This is a genomic window from Streptomyces sp. NPDC001832 (assembly GCF_040297265.1).
GTDB lineage: Bacteria > Actinomycetota > Actinomycetes > Streptomycetales > Streptomycetaceae > Streptomyces.
This window is the reverse complement of the sequence record NZ_JBEOYU010000026.1, coordinates 36,828-50,474: the sequence shown is the minus strand read 5'-3', so window position 1 is coordinate 50,474 and position 13,647 is coordinate 36,828. Positions and strand designations below refer to the sequence as shown.

The window sequence follows — 13,647 nt, the reverse complement described above, 5'->3', positions numbered from 1 at the left end:
CACATGCCCAGCAGTACCGACCGCAGCGGCACCGAGCAGAGCAGCACCGACGGGAGCCGTACCCGCCTGATCGAACGGCTCATGGAGCAGTTCCCGCACGTGCCCCGGGAAGCCGTCATCAAGGAAGATCTCCTGCGCGGCGGTGTGGCGTTCGACGAGTCCGCCCTCAGCGAGAACGAGGGCGGCGATGTCAAGCCGAAGTCGTACTTCATCTTCTCGTTCGACCACGGCACCCTGCCCGAGATCGGCGCGGCCGCACTCCGCCGTCCGCCGGAAGAGATCGTGCTCACCGGAGGCCTGTACGAACTGCGCAGGACCGTGGTGTCGGTGCGGGTGAATCCGGCGTCCCCGTACCGCGTCGCGGCCGACGACGACGGCGTGCTCGGTCTGTACCTCGACGGCAGGCGGATCTCCGATGTCGGCCTGCCGCCGATGCCGGACTACTACCGGCACACCCTTGAGAACGGCAAGTCCGTGATGGAGGTCGCGCCCACCATCCAGTGGGGCTACCTCGTTTATCTGACAGTCTTCCGAGTCTGCCAGTACTTCGGAGCGAAGGAGGAGTGCCAGTACTGCGACATCAACCACAACTGGCGCCAGCACAAGGCGGCGAAACGCCCGTACACCGGTGTGAAGCCTGTCGAGGAGGTCCTGGAGGCACTTGCAATCATCGACAAGTACGACACCGCGAAGGCGTCCACGGCCTACACCCTCACCGGCGGTGCCATCACCTCCCACATCGGTGGCCGCGACGAGGCCGATTTCTACGGTCAGTACGCGAAAGCCATCGAGGAGCGCTTCCCCGGTCGCTGGATCGGCAAGGTCGTCGCCCAGGCCTTGCCCAAGGCCGATGTGCAGCGATTCCACGACTACGGCGTCCAGATCTACCACCCCAACTACGAGGTGTGGGATCGCCGGCTGTTCGAGCTCTACTGCCCCGGCAAGGAGCGCTACGTGGGCCGCGACGAGTGGCACCGCCGCATCCTGGACTCTGCCGAGGTCTTCGGCCCCCGCAATGTCATCCCAAACTTCGTGGCGGGCGTGGAGATGGCTGAGCCTTTCGGCTTCACCACGGTGAACGAGGCCATCGAATCGACCACCGAGGGCCTGCGGTTCTTCATGTCGCACGGCATCACCCCGCGATTCACCACCTGGTGCCCGGAGCCCACCACCCCGCTCGGAAAGACCAACCCGGACGGAGCGCCGCTGGAGTACCACATCCGCCTGTTGGACGCCTACCGCGCGACCATGGAGGAGTACGGGCTCAGCTCGCCCCCCGGCTACGGCCCGCCCGGCCCGGGGCGCGCCGTCTTCTCCGTCAGCTCGTTCATGGACAGTCTTCCGGCCCGTCCGGGCGACGTTCAGTAGCACCGAGCCGGTCGTCGGGCACCACCGGGGCGGCTGTAGCCAGTTCACGTATGGCCCGTAGCCAGACGCAGGGGCCGTGAGGCCGGTGACCGGGCACCGGGGATCCCGTCACGCAGCACGTGGCGCCGAAAACAGCACCGCAAGAACGAAGGCCGTTTCCGGATGCGGCGGGGAAACCTCGGCCCGATTCCGGCGGGCCGGGGTCTCGTGTCATACGGGTGTTTCGGTCACTAAGGGCTGTCCCGTAATCCGTGGTGGATCAGTGCGCGGCGTCAGATGCGGTGCATCGCAAGGCGGAGGGACGTCCGCATACTGGGTGTATGCGGACGTTCCGACAACGCGGCGAGGTGCCGTAGCTGTCGTCGCGTGCCCGCCAGGGATTACGGGACAGCCCTTAGCCTTCGTAGTGGCGCTCAAGTACCCGGAAGCTGGCCACGACGCCGTCGTGGACGAAGATGCCGCCCCGGACGTGGCCGGGGACTACGCCGTCAGTGGAGCTGTGGGGTCCGACGGTGGCAACGGGGGCGCCGTTACCGCAGGTGGCCCCTCGGAAGACCTCGATGGTCCTGCGGCTGTCGTTGCGGATGTTGAGGCTCTTGGAGCCGAGTCCGCTGACCACAGTGATACAGTCACCGGGGTTGTCGGTGTAGGTGCGTTCGTTGATCTGGATCCGACCCTCGTAGTGCTCCCGGTTGCCGTAGTCCCATTCGTCGTAGCCCCGATCGTCGTTGCTCTTGTCGGCGTCGCCGCCGTTGAAGACCGAAACGGGGGTGGTGGCCTGCTGAGCGACAGGGGATGCTTGGGCCGACTCGGTGGTGGCGGCCGAGGCGTAGGTGATGCCGCTGGAGGCCAGTGCCGTGGCGGTCGCGATGGCGGCGGTAACGACGGTGGAACGGGTAGCCATGTCACGTCTCCTGTCTCAGAGAGGTCGGCCGAGCAGCCGGCCTGTGATTGAACGTACTGACGGCCCCCATAGCTGTCATATTGGACACGTTGCCGGTTAATGCCGGGGCGCCGATCGGGGTACGCAAGCCACCCAAATGCTATTTTCAGATAATCAGACGGAGATGCCAAACTCCTTCTCAATAACACAATTGATGCATCATTAATCTTTCCAAGCAGACTTTCTGATGCCCACTCACCCCAGGGGCGAACGTGTCTGGGGTGACACGTTTCCTTGGCGGGAGGCAATGAAACAGCTGTTCTGAATGCCCGTCATTCACGTTCCGTCAGTTTGACTTGCAGTGACGGTCCGTAGGGCTATTGCCGGAGCATTCGGCGACGGTGTCTGGATCTGGCACCGATGCGGCGGGCGTCGTTGGTGAGGATGGTGCTGCTCTGCCAGCGGCGGTGCCGATAGCCGAGGCAGTAGGTGACTGCATCGACGGTATACCCGTCCAGGGAACGGTCAACTTCGCCGTTTCGTCGTGACGGGGTCGCGGTTTGCATCAACTCACAGCGGAGTCCGCGAGGCCCGGGGGAGGGCTGTTCGGTGAGTGGTCATGGGGCAGCAGTATGCCGCGGCCAGTGACACTCCCGAACCAGTCGCACCGCCGGCGAAGCGCATGCGGCCCATCGTGGCTCGGCTTGGACGAGGGACTCGCGCGCCGATCTAGCGGAATGCCCCAGGCGAGCGCAAGCCGCTGAAGTCGATCGCGCGGTCCGCCTCGCGCAAGGTCTGCTCGGCCACCCGGCGCGTCTCGGCCGGAACGTCCCCGTGCTCCTCCACAAGCCTGGCGTAGATCGGTGCCTCGGCTCTGTCTGCGGAACTCATGTTGAACTTTCTGTCGAGGGTACGGGTGTCTTCCGCCGGTGAGGGGAAGCGCAGACCGAGTATACGTGCTGCAGGTAGGACGTCGCCGAGTTGACCGGAGTTGGGCAGCGACAGCGCAGTTCCGCCCGCAAGGCCCCATGTCTGCGTTGAGCAACTGGCTTGACGGAACTGGATCGTCAGTACTCGACGGTGCGACAGCTGACCAGTTGGGGCAACCCGTCCGCGAAAGACGGTCGATGTCCGGCCCGAAGCGGGAGTCTGAAGCGGCGCCGGGGGCGGATGAAGCCCCCCACCCATCGGCTTCGTTCCAGCGCCCCACAGCCTACCAGCGCCGCTTCACCGACCGCGCGTCCCGCGAGCTGCGCACGCACCCCGCTCACCGCCAACGATGCACGAGCTTGTCAGGGCCTTATCCCGCCGTTCGTCTCATGGTGAGGGCCAGGTGGACTTGCAGCGCGTGGTCGCCGTGGCGCCACTGCGGGCCGAGCAGCGCCGAGATCCGGTCGATGCGCTGGTAGAGCGTGTTGACGTGGACGTACAGGGCGGTGGCGGTACGGCTCAGGCTGCCGTCGCAGGCGAAGTAGGTGAGTGCGGTGCGTACCAGGTCGCTGCCGCGCGTTTTGTCGTGCTCCACCAGCGGGCCGATCGTGCGGCGGACGAAGCGGTCCAGTTCGTCACGGCCCGCCGGGCCCAGCAGTATGCCGTGGATACCGAGGTCGTCGCGGCAGGCACCCTCGCCGGCGCGGTCCAGCGAGACCAGTACGTCCAGGCAGCGGGCGGCGTCCCGGTATGCCTCGACGACGGCCGCGGCGCCGGGTGTTGCGTGCTCCGCACCGACCGTGACGGGGTGTCCGATCCCGGCGGTAAGAAGTTCGGCGAGGGTACGGGCGGCGCCGCCCGGGTCTTCGGCGGCGGGCAGTACGACGACGGTGCTGCCGCCGTACTCGCCCGCGATGCCGCCGAGCCGAGTGGCATGGCCGCCCGCCAGTTCCGTGATGCGGCGTCGCCTGCCGTGGCCCCCACCCCGGGCCACCAGCACCACATGGTCACGCTCCAGATCGAGGCCGACCAGCGCGGCTCGGCGGCGCAGCCCTTCGGGGTCACGGTGCGGGGCGCCCAGCAGGTCTTCGAGGATCTCACCGCGCAACCGGTGCTCAGCCTCCGCGACCGTTCGTTCACCGAGCAGCATGAGGGCGGCTGCCTGGGCGGCCCGTTCCAGGGCATGGATGTCGGAGGCGTCGAGCCCGCCGCGCACGAGCAACAGCGTGCCGAGATGTTCGTCGGCGGCCACGACCGGGGTGACACAGACGGTTCCGCGTGACGCGGAGATTCGGTGGTCTCGGGCCTGCGCCATCTCCCGTACGAGATCTGCTGGTTCGGGCGGTGCGTCGCCGGCCGAGGCGAGCGGCCGGTCCTGGGCGTCGAGGAAGAGGACGCTGCCTCGCAGCACCTCGGCGAGCGCCATGGCCAGCCCCGTCGGCCCGCCGCCGTCGAGTGCGACGGCCGTGAGCCGCTCGTGGACGGCGGCGGTCTTGTGGACCTCCTCGAAGAGAGTGGCGTTCTCGATTGCGAGGGCGGCATGGTTGGCGAGCGAGATGAGGAGGTCGACCTCGTCGGGCGAGAAGGGCCGTACCCGGCGGTTGGCGGCGAACAACACCCCGTACACCTGGTCGCCGAACTTCAGCGGCACGCCCTGGATGGCCACCAGCCCCTCGTCGCCGATGACGCCGTCCACGTACGGGGTGTGCTCGAAGCGGGCGTCGTTGGGGTAGTCAGCGGTGTGGTACGGCAGGGCGGTCGCGGCGACCAGTCCTCCGAGGCCGGTACCGGCGGCGAGTCGGCCGGTCTTGAACCCTTCCGTCGTGATGCCGTCGGTGACGCGTACATACGTGCCGCCCTCATCCGGTTCAGAGAGCAGTAGATACGCGACATCGGTGCCTACCAGGGTGCGGGCGCGGCTGACTATGGCCTGCAGGACATCTTCGAGGTCGCGCAGCGAGGCGAGGTCGCCGGCGGTCTCGTAGAGCGCGGCGAGCGCGGCCTCCCGGCGGCGGTGGGCCGCGAGCCGGGAACGTATCTCCAGTGCTTCGTCTACGAGCAGCGGTTCGGCAGCCACGGCACGGAACGCCGCCTCGTCCGCCTCCTCGCGCAGTAGGCGGAGCAGAGTACCGGTGGTCGCTGGCGTCGTCGTCACCCGGTCAGTGATACAACACCGTCGCCTCCGTGCACCCCGGGCGACGGAGAAAATCTCCACTCATCGGCCGTTGACGACGTGGCACACCTCCATTTCCCGCAGGGCGGTGCACGACCAACCATGGCCCCGTTCGTCCTCCGTACCCCCGAATTCCAACTCCCGTTCCCTGAACGGGTACCAGTGAAGGAGAGCGCATGATGAAGTTCCGCTCCCTGCGGGCCGCCGCTGTCACCCTGGCCGCCGCCCTGGCAGCGACCCTGGGGGTCACCGCCCCCGCCCATGCGGGCGAACCGGGCCTTCCCCGGCTCAACATCACCGACACCTACGTCACCGGAATCTCTTCCGGCGGCTTCATGGCCTCGCAGCTCCAGGTCGCCTACTCCGGCACCTTCAAGGGCGCGGGAATCGTCGCCGCAGGCCCGTACTACTGCGGCAAAGGAGGCGTCGTCGTCGGCCTGATCGCCTGCGGTACAGGGCTGATCTCCACCGACCCCGAGGGCATCGAGCAGATCACCCGCCGCTGGTCGGCCGACGGACGGATCGACCCCGTGTCGAACCTGAAGGGCAAGCCCGTCTACACGTATCACGGCACCCAGGACCCCGTCGTCCGGACATCGGTCAGTGACGAAGGGGTCCAGTTCTACCGGGACTTCGAGGCCAGAACCGTGTACCACGACACCGATCCGGCAGGGCACGGCTGGCCCACTCCGAACGCCCCGCTGAGCTGTGGCACCACGTTCTACCCATTCCTGATCAACTGCGGAAACGACCCGCAGGGCGAGATGCTCAGCCACTGGCTGGGGCGGGTCAACGCACCGGCCGCCTCGCAGTCGGGCACCGTCAGCCGGCACGACCAGGACCGGTATGTGCCGGGCGGTCTGGCCCAGTGGTACAGCATGGGCGGCAGCAGCTTTCTCTACACGCCGGATTCCTGCGCGGCAGGGGCCGCGTGCAAGCTGGTCGTCGCACTGCACGGCTGCATGAGCGACAACAAGTTCGTGGGTGACCGGTTTGCCCGTGAGTCTCATCTCAACGAGTACGCCGACACCAACAACCTGGTGATCCTCTACCCGCAGACCGACATCAGCCTGCTGCGCGGCAACCCGCAGGGCTGCTGGGACTGGTGGGGGTACACGGGCAGCGACTACGCCCAGAAGTCGGGACCGCAGATGCGTGCCATCCTGAGCGAGGTGCATGCGCTCGGCGGCTGACCGGATCAAGCGGGACACGTACGAAGCGGGTGGTGACTGAATGGCAGCCGCCACCCCCTTCGCCCTCTCGGCACGGTCCGCCGGAGCGCGACAGCGACGGCACGACGCTGTTCAACCGGCTGAAGAAATCCGCACAGGGGCCGAGTTGGTCGCACTTCAAGAACCTGTGATCAATACGGGACAGCCCTTAGGGCGTGGGTGGTGTCACCGACGCCAGGTAGGTTGCTGGCTCGTTCGTGTTGTTGGTGTAGCGGTGGGGTCGTGTGGCGTCGAAGGTCAGTGCCTCACCCGCCTGTACGTCGTAACGCTGATCGGCGACGTGCACGGTGACCGTGCCGGTGATGACGTAGGCGCACTCGACCGCGGCATGGCTCCATTCCTCGTCGCTGGAGGCCTGGCCCGGGGCGAGGGTGCCGAGAAGGACTTCAAGCTGGCCGTTGCTCGGGGTCAGGCGTTCGTACTGCACGAGGCCCTTCGGCATGAGCAGGCGGGGGCGTTCGTGAGGGCGGCTGTGGTGGGCCGTGAGCGGGGCTTGGCCGTGGAACAGTGAGGCGGTCGACGGGCCGAAGGCTGTGCTCAGGGCACGGAGGGTTTTGAGGCTCGGCTCGCGGATGCCCCGCTCGACCTGGCTGAGCAAGGTCGCGGACAGGCCGGTCTGCGCTGCGAGGTCGCGCAGGCTGAGTCCCGCTTCCGTCCGAAGGGTGCGTAGCTGGTCTCCCATCACGGTGGTCAGCCTAGCGGAGCCGTGCACACTTGTGTACACGAGTCTCGGGATGCCTTGGATGTATCAGCACGTTTTTGCTGGAGAGTCAACGGTTGACAGGCGAAGCGCTGTGCATTTTTGTATACCAGTGTAAATAAGTACACGCCTGGGTTGTCCTCGGCGTTGTGGAGAGAGGTTCACCGCCATGAGCGCCGACCAGCATCTGGTCTTCCGTGGAGGAAGGGCACTGGCGTTCTTGCCGGTCGTCGTGTTCCTCGCCTTCTGTGTCGTCTTCTTCGTCGTGTTCAAGACGTTCGACATGACCGCGCTTGCCGCAGGGGGTGTGGTCGCGCTGCTCGTCGGCGCGTTGTTCGCCAAGCCGTATGCGGCGTACTGGTCCGCCGTGACGAGGGGGATCGGATCGCCCACCGCGGTGACGATCGTGATGATGCTGTTCTGTGTGGGCCTGATGTCCGCCCTGATCAAGGAGACCAACGTCTCCGGCGGGTTCGTGTGGCTCGCCGAACTCCTCGGCGTCAGCGGTGGCACCTTCACCCTGTTCGCGTTCGTCGCGGTGTGCATCATCTCGATGTCGACGGCGTCGTCCATCGGGACGATGTTCACGGCGTTTCCGATCTTCTACCCGGCCGGCGTGCTCCTCGGCGCCGAACCGGCGTTCCTCGCCGGCGCGATCATCTCCGGCGCGATCTTCGGAGACAACGTCGCCCCGATCTCCGACACGACCGTCATCTCGTCGTCGACGCAGACGTTCCGCCGGAAGTCCGGCACCGCGGATATAGCCGGAGTCGTACGGAGCCGAGCCCGCTTCGCCTTCACGGCGGCAGGCGTCGCGGCCGTCGGGTTCTTCGTGCTGGGGTCGTCGGGCAGCTCGAGCGACTCGGCGCACTCGCAGGAGCTGCTGGAGCAGGCCGCCGACCCGCTCGCGCTGGTGATGCTCATCCCCGTCGCACTCATGCTCACCGTGGCGCTGCTGACCCGCGACATCTTCAAGGCGGTCACGGTCGGGCTGGTGGCCGGGATCATCACCGGCCTCGCCTCGGGCCTGCTCACCCTTGACGGCATCATCGGCGTCACCGACGGGGCACCCACCGGATTCCTGGTCTCGGGTGTCAGCGACATGCTCAGCGTGATCGCTCTGGTGGTGACCGTGTTCGGCATCATGGGCGTACTCACCGCCGCGGGCATCCTCGAATGGCTGGTGAGCGCCCTCACCCGCAGCCGCCTGTCCCGCACCCCGCGCGGTGCGGAGCTCGCGATCGGCATCGGCATCTCGGGCACCACGCTGTTGTTCGGCGGCGTGAACTCGGCCGCGATGCTCACGTTCGGCCCGGTTGCCGATGAGATCGGCGCCCGCGTCGGCCTGCACCCCTACCGCCGGGCGGTCGTCATGGACTGCTTCGCGATGGGGATCGCCTCCATCGTCCCCGTCCTGAGCGCCTATCTGTTCATCGGCGCGCAGCTCACGTCCGGGATCAAGGGCGTTCCTGCCCTGGCCACGACGGAGATCTTCGTCGCGATGCTCTACCCGCTCACTCTCACCGTCGTCATGGTCGTGGCGGCCGCAACCGGCTGGGGCCGCCGCTTCGAGGGCGCGGACGGCGCCGAACTGAAGCGGCCCGAGCACACACCGGCCCAGGTCAAGGTCTGAGGGACTGTCGGGTGGCCGCCCGATCAGAGGCCACCCGACAGGCTCTGAGTAGCACACCCCAGCAAACATCGCCGGGCGACCGGCCATTGGAGTACCCATGGATCGCAACACAGTCAACTGGCGCGGCTACATCCCCGCCATCACCACACCGTTCACCCGCGACGGCGCGCTCGACACCGACGCGTTGCATGTGCAGGTGGCCTGGCTCGCCGACGAGGGCATCCAGGGCGCGATCCTGGCCGGCACCAGCGGCGAGTGGTTCTCCCTGTCCGTGAAGGAACGCGCGGAACTGTTCGCGGCGGGCGCCGAGCATCGCAGCGGCACCTTCCCCGTCCTCGGCGCCTGCAACGCGTTCACCCCGCACGAGGCGATCACCCACGCCCGCGCCGCCCAGGCGGCGGGCCTGGACGGCATCCTGCTCACCCCTCCGCCCTACATCGTGCCCAATCGGAAGGAGATCGTTGCGTTCTACCGGGCGGTGAGCGACGCCACCGACATCCCGATGACCGTGTACAACTGGCCGCGTGGCTGCGTCGTGGACATGGACGTGGACCTGCTGGCCGAGCTTGCGCAGATCGAGAACGTCGTCGCGATCAAGAACTCGACGGGCGACTTCGCGAGCTTCCTCGCCGGGATGTACGCGCTGGAGGGCGAGGTGCGCTACTTCGGCCTGCCCACCAACGCGCTCGGCGCCGACCTTGCGATGCTCGGCCACGGCGACGGCCTGATGGGAACGGGCGGCATCCTCGGCCGCGACCAGGCCGACTTCTGGAACGCCGTCGACGCCGGGGACCGGGAGCGCGCGGTCCACCTGGGCCACAAGGACCGCGTCTACATGGACGCGTGGTTCCGTCCCGACTACGGCGTGCAGTTCGGCAACCAGCAGGCGATCATCAAGACCGCGCTGCGGCTGCGTGGCATCCCCGCGGGATTCGTGCGGGCACCGCTGCTCGAACTCACGCCGGACGAGGTCGCCCGCGTCGAGGCGACCCTGCACGAGCTCGGCATCGAGACAGTCCCCCTCGCCAATGACTGAGCGCTACGACGTCGTCGTCGTCGGCGGCGGCCTGCTCGGCTGCCTCACGGCGTGGATGGCCGCCCGCGACGGTGCGCAGGTGCTCCTGGTCGACAAGGACCAGGTGAACCAGCACGCCTCGGGACAGAACGCCGGGAGCCTGCACTTCCAGCTCGAATACCGGATGGTCGAGGCGGGCGAGGAGGCCGCGCGCGTCGCGGCTGAGGCGATGCCGCTGCACCTGGACGCCGCCGCGATGTGGGCGCGCCTGGAGGACGAGATCAAAGAGCCGCTCGGCGTGCGCCAGACGGGCGGGCTCATGGTCGCTGAGAACGCCGACCAGGTAGGGATGCTCGAGTTCAAGGCGGAGCTGGAACGCTCCTGGGGCCTGGACGTGCGCACGCTCGACCGCACCGCACTCGACGACGTCGCACCGTACCTGTCACGGGACATCGTCGCGGCCAACTACAGCCCGCTGGAAGGAAAGGCGGACGCCCGCATCGCCGCTCCCGCGGTCGGCCGCGCGGCCATCGCGGCCGGGGCGACGGTGCGCGCACGCTCCCGCCTGGCCGGCGCGCACCGCGTCCCGGACGGGTGGGACCTCACCCTCCAGGAGACCGGCCGCGCGGGAGACGAACGGGCCCGCACCGTGCGGACCGCCGCAGTCGTGCTCGCCGCCGGCGTGTGGACGACGGAGCTCGGCAGGGCCTTCGACGCCGACCTGCCCACCGTCCCCCTCGCCCTCACGATGACCGTCACCTCGAAGATCCCCCCGCTCATTCCCCACCTCGTCCAGCACGCCGGTGCACGCCTGTCGCTCAAGCAGTCACTCGACCACACGGTCCTCATCGGCGGCGGATGGCCGGCCCGGCTGATGAGGGACGCGCACGGCGCCCCGGCGTTCGACCGCAAGCACCAGCTCATCCCGCAGTCGATCGCCGGCAATGCGCGCGCGGCCGTGAACACCGTTCCCGCACTGGAACGGGTCCCCGCCGTACGCAGCTGGGTCGGCGCGACCACGGTGGCACCCGACCAGCTCCCGCTCGTCGGCGCGGTCAAGGGCGTGCCGGGCGTGTTCGTCGCCACCGGCGGATCGGCGTTCACCCTCGGGCCGAGCTTCGCCCGGGTGCTGACCGGTCTCATCGCCGGGCGCTCACCCGACATCGACCTCGCACCCTACGACCCGGCCCGCTTCACGGAAGGGAGCACCTCATGACTACGGGCGATGCCTGGCGCCGCACCGCGCACGAGCGCGGCGACACTGTGACGATCACTGTCGACGGCGAGCCGGTCCGTGCTTGTACGGGCGAGACGGTAGCCGCGGCCATGCTCACCGCAGGGGCCGCGTTCGAGCGGGACCGCAACCGGGCACCCCGGGCGCCGCTGTGCAACATGGGCACGTGCTTCGAGTGTGCCGCCACCGTCGACGGCCGGCCGTTGACCCGTACCTGCCTCGTCCAGGCGAGCGCGGGCATGATCATCGAAACGTCAGGGAGGCTGTGATGTTCGATCTCGCGATCATCGGCGCGGGGCCGGCGGGCATGTCGGCGGCGCTCACCGCAGCCGACCACGGTGTGACGGTCGTCGTCATCGACGAGCAGCAGCGAGCGGGCGGGCAGATCTTCCGTCAGCCGCCCCATGCCTTCACGGGAAGTGTCCTGCACCCCACCGCCGGCTACGGCTGGGCCACCGACCTCATCCGGCGCTTCGAGACGGACCCGCGCCTGACGACGGAGTTCGGCTGGTCGGCGATCGGTGTCCTGCACGACGACGCAACCCCGGGCGCACTGCGCGTGGCGATCAACCACCCGGAACACGGCACTCGCGTGATCGGCGCGCGCCGGTTGCTGATCGCCACCGGCGCCTACGACCTTCCCATCGCCTTCCCCGGCTGGACGCTGCCCGGCGTCATGACCGCCGGCGCCGCCCAGACCCTCGTCAAGGCACAGAAGATCGCACCCGTCGGCGACGTCGTGCTGGCCGGCGCGCACCCGCTGCTGCTGCTCGTGGCCGACCTGCTCGTCCGCGACGGCGTCCCGGTGCGCGAAGTCGCGTTCGCGCAGAGCATCCCGACACCGGCGGACCTGCTCCACGCCCTGGGCGCCGTACCCGGTCATCTGCGGATGCTTGCAGAGACGGGCGCGATCCTGGCGCGACTGGTACGCAACGGCGTCCGGGTTTCGCCCCGGACCATCGTGACGGCCGCCCACGGCACGGAGCACGTTTCCCGGATCGAACTCGCCCGGGTCGACCGGCGGTGGAAGGCGACGGGCGCACCCCGCGAGGTCGCAGCATCGCATCTCGTGCTCGGGTACGGCTTCTCCGCGTCGACGGAACTCGCCCGCCAGATCGGATGCGACCTCGTCTTCGACTCGCCACGGGGCGGCTGGGTGGTCGCACACGACGAACGACTGCAGACGTCCGTCCCCGGGGTGTTCGTCGCCGGCGAGCCCACCGGCGTCGCCGGTGCCGACCAGTCCCGCGCCGAGGGCGCGCTCGCGGGCCTCGGGATCGCCGCCGGCCTCGGACGCGCCGTGCCCCCCGCGGCGTTCGCCGAAGCGGAACGTGGCATCCGCATCGCGACACGATTCTCCACCGTGGTGCAACGCATGTTCGAACCGGTCCGCGAGGCACTCGGCGACCTCGCGACACGGGAAACCACTGTCTGCCGGTGCGAGATGGTCACACGCGGCACCCTCGACGACTTCCTCGCTTCGTCACCGTTCGTCAGCGACATCAACGCCGTCAAGCTCTCCTGCCGCACGGGCATGGGCCCCTGCCAGGGACGCTACTGCGAAGGCAGCATCGGCACGATCCTTGCCTCGGCACGCGAGCAGCCGATCGGCCTCGGCGGACGCTTCTCCGCCCACCTGCCGGTCAAACCCGTGCCCGTCGGAGACCTTCGAGCCCTCGACGCCGCCCCCGAGCAGCCGGCAGCGGACGGACTGGGCAACCCTCGCCGTCCGTGACGCTGTCCCGCAATCCCCGGCGGGCGCGCGACGACAGCTACGGCACCTCGCCGCGTTGTCGGAACATCCGCATACATCCGGTATGCGGACGTCCATCCGCCTTGCGATGCACCGCATCTGACGCCGCGCGCTGATCCACCACGGATTACGGGACAGCCCTTAGAAGGACGGTTCCTCTCCAGCGGGTCGTCCTTCTTGCAGGCAGACGACGCTTCCGGTCGTGGCGGCGTCGTGCAGTGCGACCAGGGTGTGCATGTGTGCGGTGAGCGGAGTGTTCTTGAGGTCGTCCAACTCGAGGAAGGCGTGCAGGTCGTGTTCTGGGCTCAGGCGGATCGGGCCTGTGACGATGCCTCCGTACCAGTAGAAGTCGACCACTGGGCCGGTGCCGCCGACATCGCCCCGGTGGTCGTAGCCGATCAGCGTTGGGGCGGAACGCAGCTCGATGCCGGTTTCCTCGGCAGTTTCCCGCCGTGCCGCGGTCAGCGGGTCTTCGCCGTGGTCCAGCATCCCGCCCGGCAGCCACCAGTTCCCACCGCTCGGCTCGGTGGAGGCGTAGCGCAGCATGAGCATCCGGCGCTGCTGGTCGTGGAGTAAGACGCACGAGGCAATGAGTGCCTGAGGTTGGGTCTTGACCCATTCCGGACGGGGCAGCCAGGGCCTGGCCGGCTCGCTGGGGGCGCCGGGAGTTGCTGTGGTACGGGTGGAGTTCTGGTGTGTCACGGGGCGGTTGCTTCTTCCTAAATC

At 68.3% G+C, this 13,647-nt stretch carries 13 protein-coding genes; 8 read left to right on the top strand and 5 right to left on the bottom strand.

The window, feature by feature from the left end:
- Positions 1-3 precede the first annotated feature (3 nt).
- Complete coding sequence (locus ABT115_RS20515; protein ID WP_351791626.1) at positions 4-1,368, top strand: radical SAM protein; 1,365 nt, start codon at positions 4-6, stop codon at positions 1,366-1,368.
- Positions 1,369-1,762: 394 nt separating this feature from the next.
- Here ABT115_RS20515 and ABT115_RS20510 read toward each other — a convergent pair whose 3' ends face one another.
- The 3 genes from ABT115_RS20510 to ABT115_RS20500 all read right to left on the bottom strand — a co-directional run bounded on the left by ABT115_RS20510 (position 1,763) and on the right by ABT115_RS20500 (position 5,336).
- On the bottom strand, positions 1,763-2,272 hold the full coding sequence (locus tag ABT115_RS20510; RefSeq protein WP_351791623.1) for a hypothetical protein: 510 nt from the start codon (positions 2,270-2,272) through the stop codon (positions 1,763-1,765).
- Positions 2,273-2,980: 708 nt separating this feature from the next.
- On the bottom strand, positions 2,981-3,142 hold the full coding sequence (locus ABT115_RS20505) for a hypothetical protein (RefSeq protein ID WP_351791620.1): 162 nt from the start codon (positions 3,140-3,142) through the stop codon (positions 2,981-2,983).
- Between the two features lie 409 nt (positions 3,143-3,551).
- Positions 3,552-5,336 (bottom strand): helix-turn-helix domain-containing protein, encoded by a 1,785-nt coding sequence (locus ABT115_RS20500; RefSeq protein ID WP_351791617.1) that lies wholly within the window; start codon positions 5,334-5,336, stop codon positions 3,552-3,554.
- A 194-nt stretch (positions 5,337-5,530) separates the two neighbouring features.
- Here ABT115_RS20500 and ABT115_RS20495 point away from each other — a divergent pair, with 194 nt between their 5' ends.
- The gene (locus ABT115_RS20495; RefSeq protein ID WP_351791614.1) at positions 5,531-6,547 is read left to right on the top strand and encodes an extracellular catalytic domain type 2 short-chain-length polyhydroxyalkanoate depolymerase; all 1,017 of its coding nucleotides are present in this window, start codon (positions 5,531-5,533) and stop codon (positions 6,545-6,547) included.
- 32 nt (positions 6,548-6,579) lie between these two features.
- The gene (locus tag ABT115_RS20490) at positions 6,580-6,717 is read left to right on the top strand and encodes a hypothetical protein (protein ID WP_351791611.1); all 138 of its coding nucleotides are present in this window, start codon (positions 6,580-6,582) and stop codon (positions 6,715-6,717) included.
- A gap of 17 nt (positions 6,718-6,734) precedes the next feature.
- Here the strand turns inward: ABT115_RS20490 and ABT115_RS20485 are convergent, their stop codons facing one another.
- On the bottom strand, positions 6,735-7,268 hold the full coding sequence (locus ABT115_RS20485) for a helix-turn-helix domain-containing protein (protein WP_351791745.1): 534 nt from the start codon (positions 7,266-7,268) through the stop codon (positions 6,735-6,737).
- A gap of 187 nt (positions 7,269-7,455) precedes the next feature.
- Here ABT115_RS20485 and ABT115_RS20480 point away from each other — a divergent pair, with 187 nt between their 5' ends.
- The 5 genes from ABT115_RS20480 to ABT115_RS20460 all read left to right on the top strand — a co-directional run bounded on the left by ABT115_RS20480 (position 7,456) and on the right by ABT115_RS20460 (position 12,903).
- Positions 7,456-8,919 (top strand): Na+/H+ antiporter NhaC family protein, encoded by a 1,464-nt coding sequence (locus ABT115_RS20480; RefSeq protein WP_351791608.1) that lies wholly within the window; start codon positions 7,456-7,458, stop codon positions 8,917-8,919.
- A 97-nt stretch (positions 8,920-9,016) separates the two neighbouring features.
- Positions 9,017-9,955, top strand: coding sequence for a dihydrodipicolinate synthase family protein (locus ABT115_RS20475; RefSeq protein WP_351791606.1), 939 nt, complete (start codon positions 9,017-9,019; stop codon positions 9,953-9,955).
- Positions 9,948-11,150 carry an NAD(P)/FAD-dependent oxidoreductase gene (locus ABT115_RS20470; protein ID WP_351791603.1) on the top strand — a complete coding sequence of 401 codons (1,203 nt, stop codon included), beginning with the start codon at positions 9,948-9,950 and terminating at the stop codon, positions 11,148-11,150. The genes ABT115_RS20475 and ABT115_RS20470 overlap by 8 nt, the downstream gene beginning before the upstream one ends.
- On the top strand, positions 11,147-11,437 hold the full coding sequence (locus ABT115_RS20465; protein WP_351791600.1) for a 2Fe-2S iron-sulfur cluster-binding protein: 291 nt from the start codon (positions 11,147-11,149) through the stop codon (positions 11,435-11,437). The genes ABT115_RS20470 and ABT115_RS20465 overlap by 4 nt, the downstream gene beginning before the upstream one ends.
- The gene (locus ABT115_RS20460; RefSeq protein WP_351791597.1) at positions 11,437-12,903 is read left to right on the top strand and encodes an FAD-dependent oxidoreductase; all 1,467 of its coding nucleotides are present in this window, start codon (positions 11,437-11,439) and stop codon (positions 12,901-12,903) included. Before ABT115_RS20465 ends, ABT115_RS20460 begins: the two co-directional genes overlap by 1 nt.
- A gap of 159 nt (positions 12,904-13,062) precedes the next feature.
- On the opposite strand, the gene ABT115_RS20455 is transcribed toward ABT115_RS20460, so the two are convergent.
- The gene (locus ABT115_RS20455; RefSeq protein WP_351791594.1) at positions 13,063-13,623 is read right to left on the bottom strand and encodes an NUDIX hydrolase; all 561 of its coding nucleotides are present in this window, start codon (positions 13,621-13,623) and stop codon (positions 13,063-13,065) included.
- Positions 13,624-13,647: the final 24 nt, after the last annotated feature.

What these genes read in the sequence shown, in the direction of transcription:
- ABT115_RS20515 (WP_351791626.1), top strand. Translation starts at nt 4, where the DNA reads ATGCCCAGCAGTACCGACCGCAGCGGCACCGAGCAGAGCAGCACCGAC.
- ABT115_RS20510 (WP_351791623.1), bottom strand. Translation starts at nt 2,272, where the DNA reads ATGGCTACCCGTTCCACCGTCGTTACCGCCGCCATCGCGACCGCCACG.
- ABT115_RS20505 (WP_351791620.1), bottom strand. Translation starts at nt 3,142, where the DNA reads ATGAGTTCCGCAGACAGAGCCGAGGCACCGATCTACGCCAGGCTTGTG.
- ABT115_RS20495 (WP_351791614.1), top strand. Translation starts at nt 5,531, where the DNA reads ATGATGAAGTTCCGCTCCCTGCGGGCCGCCGCTGTCACCCTGGCCGCC.
- ABT115_RS20485 (WP_351791745.1), bottom strand. Translation starts at nt 7,268, where the DNA reads ATGGGAGACCAGCTACGCACCCTTCGGACGGAAGCGGGACTCAGCCTG.
- ABT115_RS20480 (WP_351791608.1), top strand. Translation starts at nt 7,456, where the DNA reads ATGAGCGCCGACCAGCATCTGGTCTTCCGTGGAGGAAGGGCACTGGCG.
- ABT115_RS20475 (WP_351791606.1), top strand. Translation starts at nt 9,017, where the DNA reads ATGGATCGCAACACAGTCAACTGGCGCGGCTACATCCCCGCCATCACC.
- ABT115_RS20470 (WP_351791603.1), top strand. Translation starts at nt 9,948, where the DNA reads ATGACTGAGCGCTACGACGTCGTCGTCGTCGGCGGCGGCCTGCTCGGC.
- ABT115_RS20465 (WP_351791600.1), top strand. Translation starts at nt 11,147, where the DNA reads ATGACTACGGGCGATGCCTGGCGCCGCACCGCGCACGAGCGCGGCGAC.
- ABT115_RS20460 (WP_351791597.1), top strand. Translation starts at nt 11,437, where the DNA reads ATGTTCGATCTCGCGATCATCGGCGCGGGGCCGGCGGGCATGTCGGCG.